The sequence below is a fragment of the Thiorhodococcus mannitoliphagus genome (genome assembly GCF_010915725.1).
GTDB classification, from domain to species: Bacteria; Pseudomonadota; Gammaproteobacteria; order Chromatiales; family Chromatiaceae; genus Thiorhodococcus; species Thiorhodococcus mannitoliphagus.
The window spans coordinates 1-20,336 of the sequence record NZ_JAAIJR010000075.1; the positions used below are offsets into that span (position 1 = coordinate 1).

The 20,336-nt window shown below is 61.9% G+C and carries 19 protein-coding genes; 11 read left to right on the forward strand and 8 right to left on the reverse strand.

The annotated features are described in order from the left end of the window. The 3 genes from G3480_RS16700 to G3480_RS16710 all read right to left on the reverse strand — a co-directional run. A partial coding sequence (locus G3480_RS16700; RefSeq protein ID WP_476718468.1) for a transposase occupies window positions 1–493 on the reverse strand: 493 nt, incomplete at its 3' end. A gap of 63 nt (window positions 494–556) precedes the next feature. Continuing rightward, the gene (locus G3480_RS16705) at window positions 557–745 is read right to left on the reverse strand and encodes a hypothetical protein (RefSeq protein ID WP_164655028.1); all 189 of its coding nucleotides are present in this window, start codon (window positions 743–745) and stop codon (window positions 557–559) included. A 19-nt stretch (window positions 746–764) separates the two neighbouring features. Continuing rightward, entirely contained in the window at window positions 765–2,093 is a 1,329-nt protein-coding gene (locus G3480_RS16710) for a hypothetical protein (protein ID WP_240905874.1), read from the reverse strand. Between the two features lie 479 nt (window positions 2,094–2,572). On the opposite strand from G3480_RS16710, the gene G3480_RS16715 reads away from it, so the two are divergent. The 10 genes from G3480_RS16715 (at window position 2,573) to G3480_RS16760 (ending at window position 9,487) form a co-directional block, all read left to right on the forward strand. Next, window positions 2,573–2,935 (forward strand): hypothetical protein, encoded by a 363-nt coding sequence (locus tag G3480_RS16715; protein WP_164655029.1) that lies wholly within the window; start codon window positions 2,573–2,575, stop codon window positions 2,933–2,935. Window positions 2,936–2,995: 60 nt separating this feature from the next. Further along, window positions 2,996–3,853, forward strand: a complete 858-nt coding sequence (locus G3480_RS16720) for a hypothetical protein (RefSeq protein WP_164655030.1) — start codon at window positions 2,996–2,998, stop codon at window positions 3,851–3,853. A gap of 123 nt (window positions 3,854–3,976) precedes the next feature. Next, on the forward strand, window positions 3,977–4,357 hold the full coding sequence (locus tag G3480_RS16725; protein ID WP_164655031.1) for a response regulator: 381 nt from the start codon (window positions 3,977–3,979) through the stop codon (window positions 4,355–4,357). Window positions 4,358–4,888: 531 nt separating this feature from the next. After that, window positions 4,889–5,710, forward strand: a complete 822-nt coding sequence (locus G3480_RS16730; RefSeq protein WP_206171760.1) for a transporter family protein — start codon at window positions 4,889–4,891, stop codon at window positions 5,708–5,710. A gap of 462 nt (window positions 5,711–6,172) precedes the next feature. Continuing rightward, entirely contained in the window at window positions 6,173–6,490 is a 318-nt protein-coding gene (locus G3480_RS16735; RefSeq protein ID WP_164655032.1) for a hypothetical protein, read from the forward strand. Between the two features lie 116 nt (window positions 6,491–6,606). Further along, the gene (locus G3480_RS16740) at window positions 6,607–7,059 is read left to right on the forward strand and encodes a DUF1134 domain-containing protein (RefSeq protein ID WP_164655033.1); all 453 of its coding nucleotides are present in this window, start codon (window positions 6,607–6,609) and stop codon (window positions 7,057–7,059) included. A 44-nt stretch (window positions 7,060–7,103) separates the two neighbouring features. Further along, entirely contained in the window at window positions 7,104–7,493 is a 390-nt protein-coding gene (locus G3480_RS16745) for a LysM peptidoglycan-binding domain-containing protein (protein WP_164655034.1), read from the forward strand. 215 nt (window positions 7,494–7,708) lie between these two features. After that, window positions 7,709–8,308 carry an HdeD family acid-resistance protein gene (locus tag G3480_RS16750; RefSeq protein ID WP_338114158.1) on the forward strand — a complete coding sequence of 200 codons (600 nt, stop codon included), beginning with the start codon at window positions 7,709–7,711 and terminating at the stop codon, window positions 8,306–8,308. Further along, a complete protein-coding gene (locus G3480_RS16755; RefSeq protein WP_206171761.1) occupies window positions 8,305–9,117 on the forward strand; it encodes a DUF3313 domain-containing protein in 813 nt (270 codons plus the stop codon). The genes G3480_RS16750 and G3480_RS16755 overlap by 4 nt, the downstream gene beginning before the upstream one ends. Before the next feature lie 82 nt (window positions 9,118–9,199). Then, window positions 9,200–9,487, forward strand: coding sequence for a hypothetical protein (locus tag G3480_RS16760; RefSeq protein WP_164655035.1), 288 nt, complete (start codon window positions 9,200–9,202; stop codon window positions 9,485–9,487). A 126-nt stretch (window positions 9,488–9,613) separates the two neighbouring features. Here the strand turns inward: G3480_RS16760 and G3480_RS16765 are convergent, their stop codons facing one another. From G3480_RS16765 to G3480_RS16785, 5 genes are all read right to left on the reverse strand, one after another. Next, the gene (locus G3480_RS16765) at window positions 9,614–10,708 is read right to left on the reverse strand and encodes a response regulator (RefSeq protein ID WP_164655036.1); all 1,095 of its coding nucleotides are present in this window, start codon (window positions 10,706–10,708) and stop codon (window positions 9,614–9,616) included. 1 nt (window position 10,709) lies between these two features. Further along, the gene (locus tag G3480_RS16770) at window positions 10,710–13,898 is read right to left on the reverse strand and encodes a hybrid sensor histidine kinase/response regulator (RefSeq protein WP_164655037.1); all 3,189 of its coding nucleotides are present in this window, start codon (window positions 13,896–13,898) and stop codon (window positions 10,710–10,712) included. A 221-nt stretch (window positions 13,899–14,119) separates the two neighbouring features. After that, complete coding sequence (locus tag G3480_RS16775; protein WP_164655038.1) at window positions 14,120–15,022, reverse strand: alpha/beta fold hydrolase; 903 nt, start codon at window positions 15,020–15,022, stop codon at window positions 14,120–14,122. 419 nt (window positions 15,023–15,441) lie between these two features. Beyond that, complete coding sequence (locus G3480_RS16780) at window positions 15,442–15,942, reverse strand: YMGG-like glycine zipper-containing protein (protein WP_164655039.1); 501 nt, start codon at window positions 15,940–15,942, stop codon at window positions 15,442–15,444. Between the two features lie 307 nt (window positions 15,943–16,249). Further along, window positions 16,250–18,865, reverse strand: coding sequence for an autotransporter domain-containing protein (locus tag G3480_RS16785; protein WP_164655040.1), 2,616 nt, complete (start codon window positions 18,863–18,865; stop codon window positions 16,250–16,252). Window positions 18,866–19,374: 509 nt separating this feature from the next. Between G3480_RS16785 and G3480_RS16790 the strand changes: the two genes are divergently transcribed. Beyond that, window positions 19,375–20,334, forward strand: coding sequence for a tetratricopeptide repeat protein (locus G3480_RS16790; protein ID WP_164655041.1), 960 nt, complete (start codon window positions 19,375–19,377; stop codon window positions 20,332–20,334). The last annotated feature ends 2 nt before the right edge of the window (window positions 20,335–20,336 follow it).

A 20,336-nucleotide genomic window follows, 5' to 3' on the forward strand; every position in this document is an offset into this window, starting at 1 on the left:
CGCGCGCGAGCACCGGGCCGCTGGGCTGGGCGCCGAAATAGCCCTTGAGTGGCGAAGTGTTGGGCAGGCGCAGCGTGGTGCCATCCACGGCGAGGAGCCGAAAGCCGTGCCACAAGGGTGTCGCCCAGCCGGCGCGGAAGGTCTCGATGGCCTGGCGGTTCAAGGCGGGGAAGATCTCCGCCGAAAGGCGTTGGCGGGCTTTGCACAGACCTGAGACGGTGGGTGTGGCCGAAGCCAGCGGTTGCTCTTCGAGCGTGGCAAAGAAGCCCTTGAGTTCCTGTTCGGTGCTGCCTTTGCGCAGATTCAGCAGAAAGGTGACGAGGCGGTGGAAGGGAAGGTCGCGCGTGCGGCTGAAGGCGCTCTCAGAGCGGCGAAAGCGTTCGATCCACTCAGGCGAGAACAGCGCCTGCTTGAGCTGATCGTACACTAAAAAAATACACGACAGAGATTGCGCTTCTTCGGTGTTGAGACTGATGGCGTTACAACGCTTCATCGGCATGCTCCTACAAGGTTCCTGCGAAGATGCCTTATTTTAATAGAATCATAGCCTTAGATGCTAAGTCCATGGCATTGCCCGCATACCCTTCACCTCGACCACCTTGCCGGTGAAGATGCGTTGAACGGTCGTGCGATCGAGTGGCTGCAATCCGGCGTGGCCGATGACGACGGTCTCGGCAAGGGCTGGCTGCGCCAGGGCGGCCGTCAGCGTGAGCAGGAGTCGCAACCTGAGGCTGGCTGATTGCACAGTGCGCTTCCCTCGCCGGTCAGAACGCGAGGTTATAGGACAGCGAGAAGACGTTGATCTGCCGTCCTCCGCTGTCCTCGCCCGTTGGGGCATCGACGAAACTGGACAGCCGCCCCGTGCGGGTGTGATTCCACTCAACCTTGATCTTGCTGGTGGGCGAGAGGTTGAAGCTGGTTCCGACCGCGAGGGATTGCTGGTCGAAGGGGCTGAGGAGGTCGGACCCCGCGCGTTGGGAGGCATTGATGGCCGCGGCGCCGGGGATCGAGTCCGGGACGCGGTTGTCGTTCAGTGCCTCCGCGAGGTTCAGTGCGTCTTGGCTTGAGCGAATGTAGGCCCAGTAGACGTAGGGCGTCCAGCGTCCGGCGTCTTTGAGCAGCGCGAGATAGGCGGCGCTCGTGTCTGGCCCCATGGTGGCGTTGCTGATTCGGCGCCGACCGTATTCGCCCACCAGCCGAAAGTTTCGCGGCAGGGCGATCTCGGCCCCTAGGGTTGCGACATAGATTTCCAGCGTGTCGACCTTGGGGAGACCAGGACCTGGCATGCCATCCGCGACCTGGTAGTAGCCCATGCCTGGCAGGATGCTGACGAAGTGAAATGTCTGGGGCAGGGGGCCATAGTCCGCTGTGGCATCCGCGCGGTGCAGGCCGATGCGGTAGAGGTTTTCGCCGTTGCGCAGCGATGCCACCAGTCCGACCATGTCCATCTCGAATCCCAGGAAGAGGCTTCCGGCTGGAAAGTCGGGTTCAATGCCTTCGTGCAGGTAGTAGCGCCATTCGGTGTTGGCTCGGCCGAGATAGCCTTCGAGCGTCCACTCGCGATCACCGTCCAACCAGGTCTTGCTGAAGGACAGTCCCGTGACATCCGTTGTGGGCAGGAGCGAGTAGACCTCGGTCGGAAGACGGGCGAAGTCGAAGGTGATCCCGACATCGCTGTTCGCCGAGTAAAGCAGCAAGGGAAGCCTGAGCTTGCCGGCGCGCAGGAGCAGATCGTTGCTGGGCCGCCAGGACAGGAAGGCCCAGGTCAGGGTCGGTTTCCAGACGTTTTCGTCGTCGGTCGCCGGGGCAAAGGTGCCTTGAAGCGTGACACGCCAGGCGTCGCTCAGATTCGCGTCCAGCTGGAGGCCAATCAGCGAGTCGGGATTCAGTGTCCCGCCGCCGTCGATGTACCTCTGGTAAATGAAGTCCTGATCGGAAACGGCGCCGCCCAAGGTGCCGAAACCCGAGACGGTGATCTCAGCAAAGACGCTGATCGGGCTGAGCGTGAGCCAGATAATGAGGCCGATCAGCCATGGTCGAGTGGTCGGGACGGTTGGCTGCGTTTCGAGCGATGATCCCTGGATTCTCTTCATGTCAATCATTACGCCAACCTGGCTGCGATTCGCGAGAATTTCCCTTCCAGAGCCACGTGCCTGAATAGATCCGTCAGCCTCCATCCGAACCTAATCAAACACTTGCCTAGCCACTCCTGGATCAGCCGTTCGCCAGATGGGTGAAGGGCAGAAAAGCGGAAACCGGACAGCAGTTCTAAAACTCTGATGACGATCAAGGTCCTTTAGGCTTGAAGCCTAGCGCAAAATCGGGTCACCGGATGTCGATTCAGGTCTCGAATCGATCGCCCGCCGCGGTCGATGCGTGTTGCGCTTCTCGACCCTGTTGATGGGCGCGGGCGTGGCCCCGCAAGCAACATGGGAGACAACCGATCCCGCCTGTCTTGCCCTTTTGGGCAAGCCGTATTGCCCCTTGGCCCAGTGGCCCCTCTACGCTGCCCGGGCGATGATCTGGCGCACGCCTTGCGCCATTGCTCGGCCGGCATTGAGGAGACTCGATTATGAACGCAGCTCATACCCCGCAGATGTATCCCGTCCGGGTGCGCTACGCCCCTTGGCTGGTCTATGCAATCGCACTATCGGTCCTCACCGCCTGCGCCTCGAGCGGGGATCATGTGACTGGCGTCATGCAGGTCAGCATCAAGCCCGGAGATACCGCCAACTGCGACTCGAGCCCCTGCCAAGTGACCTTCCAGATGCCGCCCGGTTCGGGCACCTACGAGGTCACCGGCAACCAGACCAAGATCGGTGACTTCCCCGCCGGGCAGAGCGTCTCGCTTGGCGGCTTCTACCAGAGCAACGCCATCAAGGTCGTGGGGGCGAACGTCCCGCCGGCCTACGTCTACGTCCCTTCGAACCCTTGAGCAGAGAGGCATCGAAGTCTCGACGCGGCCTGATCGATTCATGAGGTGACGAAGTAAGCCATGACCCTATCTTCCACATTGCGACGGCTGCTGCCCGCCCTCGCGGTCCTCAGCATCTCGGCGTCCCCGAGTGCCGCGCCTGCGGCGGAAACGACGGATCCTTACGACGGTGGCTGGCACTTCACGCTGACGCCCTATCTCTGGTTGCCGAACGTCAACGGCAGGCTCAACGGACAGTTTCCAAGGCCGATCGCACCCGGCGGCGCGGACCTCGGCGAGTTCAGCGCCAGCACTGAGATCGGTCCGAACGACTATCTGGAGCACCTCAAGCTCGGGGTCATGGCGACCGGCGAGGTGCGTAAGGGCGCTTGGTCGGCCTTCACTGACATCATCTACATCGACTTTGGCGATCAGCGCTCGCACGTGCGCGATCTCACTGGTCCAGAGGGTCGATCCCTGAGCAGCGTCGACCGCAACGCGACGACCAGCCTCTCCGCGACCGTCTGGACGCTGGCGGGCGCCTACACCCTGGTCCGCGACCCCAGGGGAAGCCTCGATCTGTTGGCCGGTTTTCGCTACGTGGGCATCGAATCTGACCTCAAACTGAGCATCAGGGGAAGCGACGGCGTTCTCGATACCACCAGACGAGCCTCCCGCGACCTGACCGAGTGGGACGGCATCCTCGGGGTCAAGGGCCAGATCCGGCTCGGCGACGGCCACTGGCACATGCCCTACTACCTAGACGTCGGCACCGGGTCCTCGAACTGGACCTGGCAGGCGCTGCTGGGCGTCGGCTATGCCTTCGACTGGGGTGAGGTCAACCTCTCTATCCGCAGCCTCTCCTACGATTTCGACGACAAGCGCGACGCCGATCTGCGCATGACCGGCCCCACCCTTGGGGCCACCTTTCGCTGGTGAACGACATCGGGCGCTGCGGCACAGGGATGCGTGAACGCCGCGCGGGAGCACAGGAGCGACCAGGTCGGGGCGCAAGACGGCGACCAAAACCGGTCCGCTGGATCGGCAACATCGAGGGCGTTCATGGTGGTCGGCAAACAACGGGTGTTCGTCGTCGAGGATGACGAAAGCCTGCGCCCAGCAATCGAGCGTCTGCTGACGACGGCTGGGTTCGGCGTGGCTGGATTCACTTCAGCCGAGGCCATGCTCGGCGATGCTTCCCATCGGGGTGCCGGCTGCATCGTGACCGATCTCAAACTGCCAGGGATGTCCGGTTTCGAGCTGATCGAGGATCTGCAGAGGCACGGCGTCGCCGCGCCGGTCATCCTGATCACCGCGCACGACGCCCCCGGTCTGCACGCTGAAGCCGCGCGGCGCGGCGCGGCGGCCTATCTGGCCAAGCCGTTTCTCGGCACCGCATTGCTGGAGGCGATCAGGGCAGTGATGGTCTCAGGTCGACCCTGACCCTTTCGCGAATGACGGGGATGATTATCGCAGCGCCTCCGTGTATTCTCGGTCTCCTGCGCGACGGCGCAGGGCAGCGGCACGTCGGAATCATCGGCATCACATGAGTCTCGTTCTTTCCATGGGAGTCACGACGAATGCGGCTCATGCCACATCAGGCGTTGGTCATCGGACCCTCCGGTCGGTTGAGCCGACAGCCTGCATCCCTCAGGCAAAGCGACGTGCGAGCGGCGCCCCGCCGCGATCGCGCGACCGGGTGCCGCTCCCACCGGTCGTGCGCTTGGATCTTAAGCAAGTGTCCATCAATTGTTTCCCGACGCGAGCGATGCCGCCCGAAATCCCCCCTAGCCCTCCTTTGCGAAAGGAGGGAAGTTGTTGATGGACGCTTTCTAAGGATGATCGAGGCCGCCGCCTCACGACGCCCAGCATCCGTCGCCAGGGGGTTCGGAGCCGCCTGCTCGATCCTGGCCCTGATGACCTCCAAAGACTGTGCATACCCTTCCGGACGCGGTTTAACCGAAGACTGAGATCATGAACCAATCATTCAATCCGTGGCGTTCGCTGGTTAGGGCATTGGCCATCACAGTGCTGGGCTGCGCCCCGGCAATGGCGGAGATGAGTGCCACCGATCTGGCCAAGCTGGCGCAGAACCCGGTCGGCAATCTCATCAGCGTCCCCTTTCAGAATAATACCAATCTGAACTACGGTCCGGAGCAGGGCACGCAAAACATCCTCAACATCCAGCCGGTGATCCCGATCGCGATCAACGATGACTGGAACATTATCACCCGGACCATCGTCCCTGTGGTCTGGATGCCCTCGCTGGGGCCGGAGATCGACAGCACCAGCGGCATCGGCGACACCGTGTTCACGGCCTTCCTGTCGCCCGCCAAGCCCGGCAAATGGATCTGGGGCGCTGGACCGGTCGCCCAACTCCCGACCAACACCAGCGATGAACTCGGCAACGGGAATTGGGGGCTTGGGCCGTCGTTCGTGCTGCTGCGCATCGAGCACGGCAATCCCTGGGTCTATGGCGCCCTGGTGAACAATGTCTGGTCGCTGACCAACGACCAGCACGGCGGCTACTACAACAACGGTCTGATTCAGCCCTTTCTCAACTACAACTTCAAGGGCGGTCTCTATCTGACCTCCGCGCCGATTCTCACCGTCGATTGGACCGCCGACAGCGACAACCGCTGGACCATCCCGGTCGGCGGCGGCGTGGGCAAGATTTTCCACCTCGGCAAGCTGCCAGTGAATACGCAGCTCTCGGCCTACTACAACGCGGTCAGCCCCGATAATGGCGCCGACTGGCAGATCCGTGCGCAGGTGCAGTTGATGTTTCCCAAATAGCGAACAAGATTGGGGATAGATAAAAACCCGACGCATTGATGTCAATCGATCTTCGAGGAAATATCATTTCGAGGAAATACCATGAAGCGCTTTAGTTTGATTGGCCTAGTCCTGTGTTCGACGCTTGCATTCGGCGAAGACGGATCCGCTGCCATGGAGTCGATCGATCCGATCGCACCCTTATCCGGTCCTGGTTGCATCGAGGGATGCGAGGCGACACTCACGGCATGCAAACAGCAATGTGATGAAAGCACCGCGCGTGCCGACGATGAGCATTTCGACGAAGGGGATGTTGGGGTTGGGACTTGTCTCGATGACTGCGAGCAAGACGCCTCGATCTGTCGACAGGACTGCTGATTACAGCGCGCCAGATCCGACAGCCGTCCATGCTGCCGAGACCGCTCCAAGCGAAAAAGCATCTCATACTGCGCGATACGCGCTTGAATATAAGGAGACCTGACGATGAGAAATTCAAAATCTATCCTGGCATTGAGCGTCGTTATCCTCGCTGGTTGCGCCTCGTCGGGACAACTCTTGGATTCCAGCCAGCCAGCGGCGATACAGGCCGCGTTGGAAAGGGGTCGATTCGACCTCAGTTGCCCCGGTGCTCAGGGAGATGTTCTCTCCCGTGAACTGATCGAGCCCCCCATGGACGGCCCCTATGTTGGTGTCCTCCGAGCCGAGTACACCGTCGGCGTCGAGGGCTGTGATCAGCGTAAGACCTACATCGTCGTCTGTGCCGAAGGTGGCGACGGTTGCGTTGCCGCCAATTCGAATTGAACGGAGTCAGCGCCGCTGCGGCTTGGCTCGCGCGCGGCTGAACGAAGTCTAAACACATCCCATGCCGTGCTGGGCGCGGTTTAGGTTTAACTGCTTTTCAACCAATGAGAAAACCCATGATGAAGATGTTCAGCAAAATCACCGGCCAGGCACTCTTGGCGACCACACTCCTGATGGGCGGTCTAGCGCTGGCGGCCGATGCCAAGCAGCCCTCTGGAACCGTCACCATCGACGAGACGCAAATCGCGTTCATTCTGGGCGGCAGTATGGGCGGCGGGCAACTGACATACCAGGGGCAGGAATATCCCTTCAAGATCGGCGGCCTGACGGCGGGGGCCAACATTGGTGTCTCGAAGATGAGCGCTTCGGGTGAGGTCTACGCATTGGATGACATCGCGAAGTTTCCTGGCACTTACACCAAGCTCGACGCAAGCATCGCCCTCGGTGGCGGTATCGGCGGATTGCGACTCAAGAACGAGAATGGCGTCATCATGCGCCTGGAGTCACGGACCCAAGGCTTGCAGCTGAACGTCGGCTCGGCTAGCGGCATCAAGGTCACGATGGAATAGTCCCGCTAACCCTCTGACCCTGGCTTCCAACTCGAGAGAACATCATGAATTTGAAAAAACTGATCCTTTTCACCGGCCTCCTTGCCGTCCTAGGCTCGACCCAGGCCGCAACCGATAATATCGTCGCCTACACAGTCACCGAAGGCGAGGACATCCAGACGATCGCCGGTCAGTACGATCTCAGCGTGACGGATATCCTGGTCAGCAACGGCAAGGAGAGCGAGGACGTCACGGTTGGAGAAGTCATCTACATCCCGCCGAAACACGCCACGGGCTTTTTCAATCCGGACACCGGAGTCTATACGGTCGCGAAGGGCGACGATCTATTGGAGATCAGTCGGCGATTCGGTACCACGGTAGAGGCAATCGAAGCCTTAAACGGACTGCCGAACAGTGACATCCAAACCGGAGCCAATCTTCAGATTCCGGATTGATCCCATTTGAACCGCGTCCGCAAGGGTATGCGTCGTTTCGCGTGGCGGGCCAAATTGGCACGCATCCGTGGCGCCGGTGGCGGCGCGGTTCAAATGGCTGATGCTTGATCATTGAAACCACGCGCACCAATCGCGCGTGGTGGCTCCAAGGCTGGGGAAAAGCTGCAAGACTATTTTTTCACTCTGAGCGCGGTTTAAATCAAGAAGGATTTATAGTGTCCACAAGCAACGAAATGAACCTGGCGGAGATTCGAGGGGCCGTTTTCGGCGATGTCAAGAAGAACTGGGGTTGGCTTCTGGCCCTGGGGATCGTCTCACTCATCCTCGGCACGCTCGGATTCTATATGACCTTCGCGCTGACCCTGGCGAGCGTCCTCTTCTTCGGGATACTGATCCTCGGGGCGGGCGTCCTCCAGCTCGTCCACGCCTTTACCTGCAAGGGCTGGAAATCCGTGCTCTGGCACGTCTTGATCGCGCTGCTCTACATAGCAGCCGGTATCGACATCATTCTGGACCCAGCGCGTGCATCCGTGGTGCTCACGCTTGTGCTGGCCGGTATCCTGATCGCGGTGGGCGTAATGCGTATCCTTATGGCCTTTCAGCTTCGGCCGGTGGCGGCGGGCTGGTTCTGGCCGCTGCTCTCGGGCCTCGTATCCATCCTGCTGGGCGGTATGATCATCGCCGAGTGGCCGGTATCCGGCCTCTGGGTGATCGGCCTCTTCGTGGCCATCGAACTCGTCTTCAGTGGTTGGTCGACGGTTTTCGTCGCGCTTGCCGCGCGCCGAGCGGCACAAGAAGATGCGGTGAAGGCATGAGCAAGATGAGCAGGGATAACCTGCATTGGTTGCCTGGCATTGCCTTGGTCGGCGCGGTCTTCGTCGCGGGTTGTGCGTCGACGGATTCAGGGATGTCCGCCCTCATGGGCAGCGGCACAGACGTCACGGCCAGCGATCCGGCCCGTTTCACGGATAGCGGCTTTCTATCTGATTACGCCCGACTCAAGCCCACCCCGTGGGGGAATGGCATCGAGTGCTGGCGTGATCCGAATCTCGACGCCAAGCAGTATGACAAGATCATGATCGCACGCATGGTCGTCATGCTTAAACCCGGACAGCAGAAAGGGGTTGATCCAACCGACCTCAAGACGCTGACCGATTACTTCCACAACGCTCTGGTGAAGGCACTCAAGCCGCAGATGTCGGTGGTCGAGAAGCCAGGCCGAGGCGTCGTGGTGATGCGGGTCGCGCTCACCAACCTGGTGCCGACCGGGGTCGCCGAAAGCGTCGCGGGGACGCTGGTGCCCTATGCCTTCATTGCCGAGGCAGGCTCAGGAGTCGCCACCGGCCGGCCCGCCGGGTCCACCCCCTACCTCGGCGAGACGGGCATGGAAATGCAGTTCCGTGACGGGGTTTCGGGGGCCGTGCTGGGTGAATGTCGTGATACTGAGATCGGTCGTAAATATGCCGCAGACCTCGATGCCGGTGCCGCCGGCGCGGCTCAGACCTGGGCGAGCGGTTATTTGAACTCCTTCCAGAGTTGGGCGTACGCGAAGAATGCCTTTGATAAGTGGGCAACGCTTACGGCACGGAGAATTGCTCAATTGCGTGGGGTCAAGCCAGGTTAGGCGACTGCTGTCAAAGCTCATCCCCGCTGACTTGCCTCGAGGTCTACCTTGCGTGTCGCGCCGGCGGTCGCCGGACCCGGCGATGCTCCTTGAAGTCAAACCTCGATCCAGCACCAGCTCAACACCTATCGGTTTCCCGAAAGCAACCGGAACAGCCGCTCCAAGCCTGCGTAGCCAGGCCATCCTGGCCTGGTTTGCCAGGGCTGGAAGCCCTGGCTACATAAAACCGATAGGTGGTGGTGAGCCAGCACCAGCTGCAATGAGCTTTTGCGACAATCGCCTTGGTGTCGCGCTGGATGTCGACAACACTGTCCCAGTTGACGGTGCCACCACTGCCGATATGGCCTTGGTCGATGACATCCTGATCTGAGATCAGCGTGCCGCTGGCGCCAGTCAGAGGCGAGTAGGGCGGTTGCCAACCATGGTGATCTGTGGATGATCGCTGCTCATCGACCCATTGCGTGCGGCCGAGCGGGCGCGCATCAGGGGGTGCTTGTCACTCATCTGCCAAGCTCTCGGCAATCTCTGCGAATTCGTCTTGTACCGCCATGAAGGCGTCGACGACCTTGGGGTCGAAGTGAGTGTTCGATCCCTCCGCAATCAAGTTCGAGGAAACCTCGTGTGTAAAGGGTTTCTTGTAAGGCCGCGAGGAGCGCAAGGCGTCGTAGACGTCCGCGACTGCCATGAGGCGGGCGGAGAGCGGAATCGACTCGCCGCTGAGACCCTCTGGATAGCCGCTGCCATCCCAGCGCTCGTGGTGGTATCGCGTGATCTCCGAGGCGTAGATCAGGAGTGGGTTGTCTTCACCCATAGACTTGCGCGCCTGCTCCAAGATCTCGAAGCCGCGCGTGGCATGCGTCTTCATGACCGCGAATTCTTCGGGCGTTAAGCGTTCGGGCTTGAGCAGGATGTGATCTGGTATGGCGATCTTGCCGACATCGTGGAGCGGTGCGGCCTGGGCGATCTGGTCGACGCTGGCGACCGTAAGCCGCTCCGGATAGATTCCCTGCTCAAGCATCCAGCGCCCCAGCAGGCGCACGTAACCCTGAGTGCGACGGATGTGGTTTCCTGTCTCCTCGTCACGGAATTCCGCGAGCGAGACCATGACATGGATGGACGCGGCCTGGAGTTGCAGGACCTGATCGACCTGTCGGCTGACCTCCTCCTGGAGCCAGGCGCTCTGGTTCTCCATGAAGTCCTGCCAGCGCTTCATTTGGATCTGGGTGCGCAGCCGCGCGAGGACGATCGCGGGTGTCAGCGGCTTGTGGATGTAGTCGACTGCGCCGACCTCGAAGCCGGTCTGTTCGTCCTCGACGTCCATGGCCGCCGTTACGAAGATGACGGGGACCCGCGCCGTCGCGGGATTGGCCTTGAGCTGGCGGCACACCTCGAAGCCATTTATCCCAGGCATCATGACGTCGCAGAGGATGATGTCCGGCGGTGATCGGAAGGCAAGTTCGAGCGCACGCTGGCCATTGTTGGCCATGCGGACGCGGTAATCCGCCTTGAGTATCTGAGCCAGTAGGCTCAGGTTGGCCGGTGTGTCGTCGACAACCAGAACAGTCGCACGCTCGCTCTGTGCAGCCAGCATATCAGGCTCCTTTCTTGCGCTCGTCCAAGGTGTCCAGCAGCCTAAGCGCGTTATCGAAGTCGAAGCGCTCCATGGCGCGGCCGATCCGCTGCATCGTGGTGACGGGCAGGAACTCGGCGATGGCGTTCGATTGAGTACGCCAGAGGTCTGCTGCCTCGATGTCGCCCTCCGCCAGCAGGACTCGGATGCGCTCGATCTGCTGTGCCGCAGCATGCGGTGTCGCCAGCGTGCTGGAGATCACGGGTGTCGATGCGGGCCGCGCAGGCGCTAACTTGTGCAATCCATGCAACATGGGGTCGAGGGCCTGGATGAAATCCCGCAGCTTTGCGGGCGCGCCGAGATCCTCGGTCTTTGCCGCGCGCTCCAGCGCCAGTGCTCGGGCCGCGACCTCGTCCATGCCCAAGGTTGCGGCCACACCCTTGAGGCTATGGGCGTAGCGCATCATCGATCCCCAATCGCGGCTGTCGAGATCGACTTCGAGCTTTGCTTGCGCGTCCTTGTACTGGGTGGCGAACTTGCGCAGCAGATCGAGGTAGAGCGACTCATTGCCGCCAACTCGCCTCAATCCTTGCCGCGTGTCGAGCCCTGGGATGCGCGGGAGATCATCGTGCTGCGCCGCCGGTCCTCGCGGTGGCCTGGACTCTGGCCGTTGCGCTCGGCTGGTGTCGGCGACCTGATATTGCGCGAGGATAGCGTAGAGTGCTTCCGGCTCGAAGGGTTTGGCAAGATAGCCTTGCATGCCGAGCTTCAGTCCGTGCTGGCGCTCATCCGCCATGGCATGCGCCGTCATGGCGACGACGGGCAGCTCCTTGTACCTTTGCTGAGCGCGGAGACGCTCCGTTGCCTCATAGCCGTCCAATAGGGGCATCTGCAGGTCAATGAGAACCAGTGCATAGTGGTCGGGCGGCAGCATTGTGAGTCTGTCCAGGGCCTCGGCCCCGTTGTTGGCGACATCGACATTCACCCCGCGTTTGCGCATCAGCTCGCTTGCGAGCTGCTGGTTGAGGCTGTTGTCCTCGACCAGCAGCACGCGCATTCCCGCCAGGTCTCGGCTGGTTGGCGCGGCATCCTTCACCGGGGTCTTCTGCTCGGCGGATGAGAGCGCCTTGATCCGCTCAAGGAGTGCCCTTGGCATGATGGGCTTGCCAATGAAATCAGTCGCGCCGAGGCCCTCGGCGAACTCGCGGATGCTGCCCAGGTCATCGGCGGAGATGATGATGGTCATCTCTGGTGCGGGCACGGCGCGCTCGCGCAGCGCTTCCAGGACGTTGCCGCCGTCCATGGTGGGCATGAGCCAGTCGAGGAGCAGCAGATCATAGGGCGCGCCCTGAGACCAGGCCCGGGTGACATGATCGACGGCGCATTGGCCATCCGCGCATTGGTCGATGTGACTGATGGAGAGTTCAGACAGCAATCCCGCGAGCAAGGATCGTGTCGCCGGATAGTCGTCGACGACCAAGGTTCGCAGCCTCGAGATGTCTTGCAAGACTTGCGGTGGCGCTCGTGCCGCGCGGGCACGCTGGAAGGTCAGCTCGAACGCGAAGGTTGAACCCTTGCCCGGCGTGCTTTGCACCTTCATGGCACCACCCATGAGTTCCACGAGGCGCTTGGAGATGACAAGCCCCAGGCCCGTGCCACCGTATTTTCGGGTCGTCGAGCCGTCCGCTTGAGTGAACTCCTCGAACAGTCGAGCTTGCTGCTCCTCGGTGATTCCGATGCCCGTATCTTCGACCTCGAAGTGGATGACCAGGCGATCTCCGTCCTCCTGTTGCTGCTCCAGAATCAGACGCACGTGACCGCTATCGGTGAACTTGATGGCATTCGAGAGTAGGTTGGTGAGAACCTGGCGCAGGCGCAAGGCATCGCCGATCAGCTCGCCGTCCTCATGGATGAGCCAGAGTCCACCGGCATCGAAGAGTAGCTCGACCCCTTTCTCCTGCGCCCGCTGCTGGACGAGAAGCAGGGCCTCGCTGGCGATCTGCTCGAGCTGGAAGGGGGCCAGGTCCAGGTCCAATCGTCCGGCCTCGACCTTGGAGAAGTCCAAGATATCGTTGAGGATGCCCAAGAGCGACTTGGCCGCCGATTGTGCCTTGGTGACATAGTCGCGCTGCTGGTCGCTGAGCTGAGTGCCAAGGGCAAGATGCAGCATCCCAATGACGGCGTTCATGGGCGTGCGGATCTCGTGGCTCATGTTGGCCAGGAAGCGGCTCTTGGCGCGCGCGGCTGCTTCTGCCTTGGCGCGCGCGGCCTCGAGTTCCGCCTGCACGGCCTCGCGGTGCTGGATGTCGGCGGAGATCGCGTGGGCCATGTCGTCTAGGATGGCCGCAAGCACCTGGAGTTCTTCGACGCCGCCTAAATCGCCGGCGCGCGCATCATAGCGCCCTTCGGCGAGCTGACCGGCCGCGGTGCGGAGCCCTTTCACCGGTTGCAGGACATGGGTTGCGATGATGCGTATGCCGAATCCGACGAAGACGATCATCAGCAGGAAACCGATGCTCGATGCCCAGATCCAGTCCTGGAGACGCGCGCGTGCGTGTGTCAGCTCGGCTCCGGTGCGGGCATCCACGAGATCGAGTAGGGTCTCGATGGACTCGGAGAGGCGCAGCCACGCTTGGTTGTAGGTCTGGCTGTTGATGAGTTGGAGTGCGAAGCCGCGATCGGGCTCGCCGTCCGAGACGAAGCGCTCCGTTAGCGGATCATAGAGCCCTTGGGTGGCGGCGAAAGCGACCTGCTCGAGCTGCTTCAGTGACTCGTTGGCGGCGAGTACGGCATTCAGCGCCGCCAGCTCGGCGGTATTGAAGCCGAGCGAGCGCATGCGATCTTGAAGCGACTGGCGGGTGCCGTCCGTGGGGAGCTGGTGCTCGACCTCGCCGGCGATCACCTTACCCCAGTAGATCATGGGATTTTCCTGAGGCAGGGTTGGCTTCTCGCCCTCGCGAATGCCGAGGATGTCGTAGTAGTAGAGTAGGAAGCGCGAATCTGCGGTGTTGGCGTAGAGCGCCACCAGGCGTCCGAGCATTTGAGATTCTTCCCGCAGCCCTAGCACCAGCGTCAGGGCGTGCTGGCGATGCTCCTGTGCCTGACTCAAGAGCCGATGCGACTGCGCCACCAGGAGGGTGAAGACCCCGTTGAGTGCCAACATCAGCAGCAGCGCCACGGAGAAGAGGATCGCGAGTCGACTGAGCTTCATGCTGCCTCGGGTGCCGTTATCCTCGCACCTAGCAGGCGGCTGTCAGCCGAAGGCCGCCGGCCCGGAAGGCTATTTGGACGGTTGTCTCCATGGCGCTGCGCGCGCCGTGGTAAAGGACTGCCCGGAGCCTGCATGGAAGCCGCAAGCCTTTCATCGCCAACCCTTGGCCTCTGCAAGCTGGCTGCTTCATTGGTGCTGATTCCCTCCAGCCTTTGCGGGGCCTAATCCTGTGGTGCGAGTAGCTGTTCCTGTCGCAGAAAGGTCCTGACCTTCTCGACGAAGACGTCCGGCAGCTCCTCTTGAGGGAGGTGCCCGCAGTCCTGAATGACCTCGAGCCGCGCATTCGGGATGGCGTCGGCCAGACGCCGGCTCTCCTCCGGTTTGACCGCGCGGTCGTGCTCGCCGGTGATGACCAGCGTCGGAGCCTTGATGGCTGGCAGCTTGTCATCGAGATCAAGGCGTCGCGTGGCCAGGAAGAGTTCGAAGAAGGCCTGATCCCAGGGGCCAAGCATGAACTCGCGCTTGTAGGTTGCGATGACCGCGTCGGGCAGCCGCTCCTGGCGATACCAGAACTTTCTGATCGCCTTGTCGTAGAGCTTGACGATCATGAGCTTCATGATGCGAGAGAAGATTGGGCGCAGAGCCTTCATCATGCCTAGCACTGGCGCAGGCACCTCGCTGGTCGCATAGCCGCTGAAGATCATGGCGCCGACCAAGACGAGTCCCTTGACGCGCTCCGGGTGTCGCAGCGCCGTCATGACTGCAATGGTTCCGCCGGTGGAGCTGCCCACCAGGATCGCCTGCTCGAAGCCAAGCGCCGTGATCAGGTCCGCGACCATATCGCTCTGCGCATCGGCGCTGTAAGGGGATGGCGCTGAGCCCTTCGGCAGTGGCCTGGAGGTCAGACCGCAAACTGGCCGGTCGAAGGCGACGAGGGTGGCGTCCTCGGCCAGCGGCGCGCTCACCTCACGCCAAGATTTCAGACTCATGAAGCTGCCGTGCAGCAGCAGAATCAGCGTGGGGCCGTCTCCAGCGCGCTTGTAATGGATTCTGAAGCCGTTGACTTCGATGAAGAGGCTGTCGGGCTCGGCGAGTTCGGATTGATAGGCGGGAATCGTGTCCATGGATGCTAGGCGCGCCTGATGTCGATTGCTCATTAAGGGGGCAGGGGAAAACCTTCCTGTGCAAGTTTACCCAAGACGACGCCGGAGCTTCGACCGAGGGCTCGCCAAATGGGGCAAGCCGTCACAGGGCATATCGGATCACGGCGTCATGATGGGGCAAACCGGAGGTGCTCGCCATGGTCCTCTCGCGACCTTGTGGGAGCGGTGCCTCGCTGCGATCAGGCGCCGCTCCCGCCGACGGCACAGTTGGACTCATTGATGATCAAGGTCCGCAGCACCGCATCCGAGCGGCCAGGAGACGGCCGCTCGGATCAAACTTAGAAAGTGTCCGTCAATTGTTTCCCGATGCGAGCGATGCCGCCCGAAATCCCCCCTAGCCCCCCTTTGCGAAAGGGGGGAAGTTGTTGATGGACGCTTTCTTAGCGGTAGTTCATATAGGACTGGATGCAGTTGTTGTATGAGAGGTCATACACCTGTTGAGTGTTCTGAAGGGTGCCCTGACTCAGCGCGGCACCCGTTGCGGCTCCGGTCAACGCGCCGGCGCCGGCCATGTCATGAGTCTTGGGTCGGCCAGGTGGGCCGCCGGGTCCGCCCGGGCCGCCCGGTCCGCGTGGTCCGGGGCCAGGGCGCGGACCGCCGCTCGGCACATTGATTTGATTGCCGATCACGGCTCCCGCGATGGTGCCGATGGCGGTGAAGGCAACTTCCTTGTTGACGTTGTCCTGCTTGGCCTTTTCGGAGGCTTGGTAGGCACGCTGACGGCAGAGGCTGTCCTCCGATGCCGTGACACCCCCGCCGCCGATCTGCGCCGGGTAGGTCGGCATCATGGGAGTCGGCTGCATACTGGAGCAGCCGGCGAGGGTGGCCGCGCTCAATGAGATCGCCACGAGCGTCCGCGCGAATACTTGACGACTGTGCATGCAAAGCTCCTCGTTATTTAGAGGCTGCGACTGCGCGCCTGGAAGCGTCGGCTTGCGCAACCGCAGCAGTTTCTGATGTCAGTGACACTCTGGTTGGGGAACTGTGGAAGTTCATTTGAAAAGCCTTGTCTAGGTGGGCTCCATTCTAAGCGCAAACCCACGTCTACGCAGGGTTTGATGGCCATCAAGATTGCAATTGTTTTTGCGCGATGTGGCGACGAACTGCCGTTCGATTCGGGCGCGGATCAGGCCTCTGAGGCGGCTCAGGTGTCAGACCTGAGCCGCCTCTTGGGCGAGCCGCTGGTTCCTAGAACTCCCAGCGTACGCCGGCGTCGATCAAGTGGTCCGTCCAGTCGCGTTTGTCGAGCAGGGTGGTGTAGGTGAGGTAGGTCGTGATGCCCTGCGGGAAGAGCGCCGAGAGGCCAAGGCCGATGCGGAAGTAGTCCCGATCTGGGGAATCCGTGTCGATGAGGAAGGTGGTGCCGCTCGGATCCGCCGCGAATCGTGCCGAGAGCGTCGAGGCGTCGTTGTCGTACTCGTGCTCCCACTCGAAGCTGGCCTGCGGCACCAGAATGGCTGTCTGGGTGTTGAACACGCGAGAGACGCTGGTGCCCAGCGTGGTGGTGACGGAGGTTGCGTCGAATCCGTCCATCTCCAGGTTGAGGCCGCCCGCGTTGTTCTCGCGATAGTCGTCGACGTCGACGCTTAGGTAGGCCGTTTTGGCATAGACGCCGAAGGCCACCGGTCCCTCATTGATGTCATAGCCAGCGCTCAGGCTGGCGCCGAACTGGGCGCCGCTGAATGAGGCCCTGGCCTGACGTCTGACGGCGTCCAATGACGAGGTGATCTGATAATCGATGTTGCGCTTGGAGTCGTAGTCGTTCCAGCCGTACTCGACGATGGCGTCGATATAGGTCCGTTCGGTGAGATAGCTGGTTGCGTAGGCCGCGATGTGCCAGGTCTCAGTCTCCAGCCCTCCGCCCTTGGAGTCGAAGTTCACGTCGTTGGTCGCGTACCCGAGGGCGCCGCCCGCGATGAAGTCTTCGCTGAAGCGATAGTCGACGCCAGCGGTCAGCCCGGTCGTGTTGTAGTCGAAGCCCGCTTCGTTATTGGTCTCGTCCTTGTCGCCGAAGTTGACTGTGCCGTTGAGGAAGAAGCCCCACTTGCCGAAGGCCGCATCGGCGCTGGCGCCGCCGCCGCTCGCATCGGCGGCTAGGGCGGCGAGCTGTCGACCAGAGACGCTCTCGCCATCGACGTTGAGGGCGAAGGCGCCGAAGTCGAAGCCCTTGGCGCCGCCGCGCAGGGCGGCGAGTCGCGAACTAATGTTGGAGAGCTGTTGGGTGCCGGTTTCGATGCCGGCGCTCTTGGCGGCGTTGGCCTTCTCGTTGGTGATCTGCTGGAGCGTTTCCGGGATGCCCGAGGCGCGCGGATTGGCCAGCATTTCCGAGCACTGGGTGAAGAGGTCCTCCTGCGCCGCCGTGCGCTGAGACATGGCCCCGAGCTGCGGGCAAAGGGTCTCGACGGCGCGTGCGACGCTGCGCTGGTTGGGCGTCAGGCCGGGCATGGTCGAGAGCGTATTGGCGGCGCTGACGTTGGCCTCGACCGTGATCACGGCGACATTGCCGTCGGCGTCGGTGATCTCGATCCGATTGACGAAGGCGAGGTTGGCCTGGGCGCTGGCGGGAATATCGACCGCGTATTCCGCCGCACCAGCACTTGAGAGCGACGCTGGCGCGACTCGGCCTAGGATGTTGCCGCTGACGCCGACCACGCTGAGGGCATAGGGCGCGACGCCGCCGCTGACGTTGAAGCGCTCCGTGACCGTGGTCGAGGTGTCGACGAGGGATGTCGCGTTCAGTGAGATGTCCGAGGGGCTCGCGGATAAGCTGGGGCCGCTGGGTGCGTTGACGCTGAAAGACAGGCTGGCGGTTGCGGTTTGCTGGATAGCGCCCTCGCCGCTGTCCGTGACCTCGATGGTCACGCTGGTGTCGCCGGATTGGGCGTCGGCGGGAACATTGTAGCTGAAGGTCAGGGCGCCATCGGCGGAGGGTCCGGAGAGCTGCGCGCCAGCCGGACCGGAGACGATCTCCGCACTGTAGCCGGGGATGCCGCCGGAGACTGATAGGGTCGCCTGGACCGAGTCGCCGGGCTGGAATGCGCCGAGTTCTTGTGAGGATGGGCTCAGAATGAGTGCATCCGCGTCGAGATTGATGCTGAGGCTCAGATCGGCCGAGTTGCCGCCGCAGGCATCACCCTCCGATGCACCTTTGATGGAAATGGTGTCGCTGAAGTTTCCGGTCGCATCCGCAGGGATGCTATAGCTCAGGGTGCTGCCGGAGAGTGTGACGGCTGCGCCATTCGAACTCTCGACCGAATAGGGGGCGGCGCCGCCCGACAGGCGTAGCGTGACGCTCTGGGTGCTGCCGGGGCCGCCCGAGATGGTGCTGCTGGTGGGCGATAGAGTGAGCTCGTCTTTGACCGTGATGCGAATGCCGGTCGTGGTCGTATTGCCTGGCGATCGGCAGTTCAACTCACCAGTACTCGTCTCTTCAAAGCAGTTGTCGTCCCAGGTCACGATGAGGCTGTCGTCGAGCACTTCGCAGTGCGTCGCACTGCTCGGCACGCCGATGGTGACCGAATCGCTCTGTGGGCTCAGCTGCGCTGAACGTCGGGTCGCGCCGCCGCCTTCGGTCCAGTTCGCACTGACGAGCTTCTCCAGCGCATTGCCCTGAGGATTGGTGGCGATCCCGATCGTCAAGGTTCCACCTGGTGCGCGCTCGACGTCCGGAGAGTTTGGGTTGAATGTCGGCTCCGCAAAGGCCGTGCTTGCAGACATGCCGAGCAGGAGTGCTGCGAGCATCGTCGGCCATTTGCGTGGCGGTGGACGGCGAGATGACTCGCCCGCGTGTGCGTCTCTATTCATCTTATTGCCCCATCGTTCGGGATCTTGGCGATCCGTAACATGTCATCAGCGTTCGGCGGTCCGCATCTGCGGTGCTGCGTCAAGCTGAGTCCGCCTCATTCCGAGGAGCACGCAGCTAAACAAGGACGATTCGGCGTGATCAGGTCCGGAGATCATGTCTCAGCTGGTGTTTCATTACTACAACGCCGTTGGCCCTCGCGCGCGCTCCCGCTCCGCAGTCCTTCGCGCAAAATCTTTATTATCATGATTTGAAACAAGTTGAGCGCTATTGCTCGCTGCTGCACCCCTATTGATGCAGGAATCGAACGTCTCTGATTCTAGACTATTTGAGGCGTTTGGCTGCATGGGTTGAGTGCCCTGGCGCCGCTGTTCGAATCAAGAGGCGTTCGTGTCGCCGCAGATGCTTCAAGAGCGCTACGCAGCTCATGCCGTGGTCGGAAGCTTGTCCCATGCGCGCATTGCATCGCTATACTTCGAGCCATGACAGAAAACGCTCGGAGGAGTCGGCTATGGCGCGCGAATGCTGGTCTCGTTATTTCATTTCAGGGCTTTCCTTTATCCTGGCCCTTGGGGTCGCCGGTTGTGCAAGCACCTCGGAGTCGGGTGACCTCGCGGGCATCGAGCCGGTTGCGCCGGGGCGCGGTGTCGATGATTACGTGCTCGTCGACTGTCTCTTGCCAGGGCAGATTCGTCAGCTCGGTACGCGCATGACCTACATGGCCCCGCGGCGCATGGTGAAGTCCACCAAGTCCGATTGCGGGATTCGCGGTGGTGAGTTCGTGCTCTTTGATCGCTCGGATTACGGCAGTGCACTGCAGACGCTCCTGCCCAAGGCGCAGGGCGGTGATGCGGTCGCGCAAACCTATGTGGGTGAGATCTACGAGAACGGGCTGGGCCTGTCCGCACCCGACTACGCCAACGCGGCCAGCTGGTATCGCAAGGCGGCTGCACAGAACCACAGCCCGGCCCAGACCTATCTCGGTTCTCTCTACGAGCGGGGGCTCGGTGTGCCAAAGGACAAGGCCAAGGCCCTGGACCTCTACCGCCAGGCGTCCGGCCTGACGGAGGATCGGCTCATCTTCGAATCCGAACTCGAGGCGCAGCGAAAGGCCTTCCAGAATGAGCTTGCCGTGCGAAATCGCGTGGCTGCTTCGCTGCGGCAGCAGCTGCGGAGCGCCTCGGCAAGCAAGCCCAAGCCCCAAGCATCGACGAAGCCGGTGGCACGCACGACGGCCAGTCGTGTCGAACTCAAGCGTCAGGTCACCAGTCAGCAGCGCGATGCCAAGAGCGAAGCGGCGCTCATCCAAAAGGAGTTGCATGCCATCGAGCAACTGAAGCAGAACGAGGTGGGGCAGAAGGCGCCGTCGAGTTCGGGCAAGGCCGCACAGCTAGGCAAGCTTGAACTGACGCGTCGCGAGCAGTATCGGTCGCTGCTCGATACCTCTCGCCAGCTGTCCCAGGTCGAATAGAC

Excerpts from the sequence above, each read along its gene's own strand:
- G3480_RS16710 (WP_240905874.1), bottom strand. The coding sequence starts at position 2,093 with ATGAAGAGAATCCAGGGATCATCGCTCGAAACGCAGCCAACCGTCCCG.
- G3480_RS16715 (WP_164655029.1), top strand. The coding sequence starts at position 2,573 with ATGAACGCAGCTCATACCCCGCAGATGTATCCCGTCCGGGTGCGCTAC.
- G3480_RS16720 (WP_164655030.1), top strand. The coding sequence starts at position 2,996 with ATGACCCTATCTTCCACATTGCGACGGCTGCTGCCCGCCCTCGCGGTC.
- G3480_RS16725 (WP_164655031.1), top strand. The coding sequence starts at position 3,977 with ATGGTGGTCGGCAAACAACGGGTGTTCGTCGTCGAGGATGACGAAAGC.
- G3480_RS16730 (WP_206171760.1), top strand. The coding sequence starts at position 4,889 with ATGAACCAATCATTCAATCCGTGGCGTTCGCTGGTTAGGGCATTGGCC.
- G3480_RS16735 (WP_164655032.1), top strand. The coding sequence starts at position 6,173 with ATGAGAAATTCAAAATCTATCCTGGCATTGAGCGTCGTTATCCTCGCT.
- G3480_RS16740 (WP_164655033.1), top strand. The coding sequence starts at position 6,607 with ATGATGAAGATGTTCAGCAAAATCACCGGCCAGGCACTCTTGGCGACC.
- G3480_RS16745 (WP_164655034.1), top strand. The coding sequence starts at position 7,104 with ATGAATTTGAAAAAACTGATCCTTTTCACCGGCCTCCTTGCCGTCCTA.
- G3480_RS16755 (WP_206171761.1), top strand. The coding sequence starts at position 8,305 with ATGAGCAAGATGAGCAGGGATAACCTGCATTGGTTGCCTGGCATTGCC.
- G3480_RS16760 (WP_164655035.1), top strand. The coding sequence starts at position 9,200 with ATGCTCCTTGAAGTCAAACCTCGATCCAGCACCAGCTCAACACCTATC.
- G3480_RS16765 (WP_164655036.1), bottom strand. The coding sequence starts at position 10,708 with ATGCTGGCTGCACAGAGCGAGCGTGCGACTGTTCTGGTTGTCGACGAC.
- G3480_RS16770 (WP_164655037.1), bottom strand. The coding sequence starts at position 13,898 with ATGAAGCTCAGTCGACTCGCGATCCTCTTCTCCGTGGCGCTGCTGCTG.
- G3480_RS16775 (WP_164655038.1), bottom strand. The coding sequence starts at position 15,022 with ATGGACACGATTCCCGCCTATCAATCCGAACTCGCCGAGCCCGACAGC.
- G3480_RS16780 (WP_164655039.1), bottom strand. The coding sequence starts at position 15,942 with ATGCACAGTCGTCAAGTATTCGCGCGGACGCTCGTGGCGATCTCATTG.
- G3480_RS16785 (WP_164655040.1), bottom strand. The coding sequence starts at position 18,865 with ATGAATAGAGACGCACACGCGGGCGAGTCATCTCGCCGTCCACCGCCA.
- G3480_RS16790 (WP_164655041.1), top strand. The coding sequence starts at position 19,375 with ATGGCGCGCGAATGCTGGTCTCGTTATTTCATTTCAGGGCTTTCCTTT.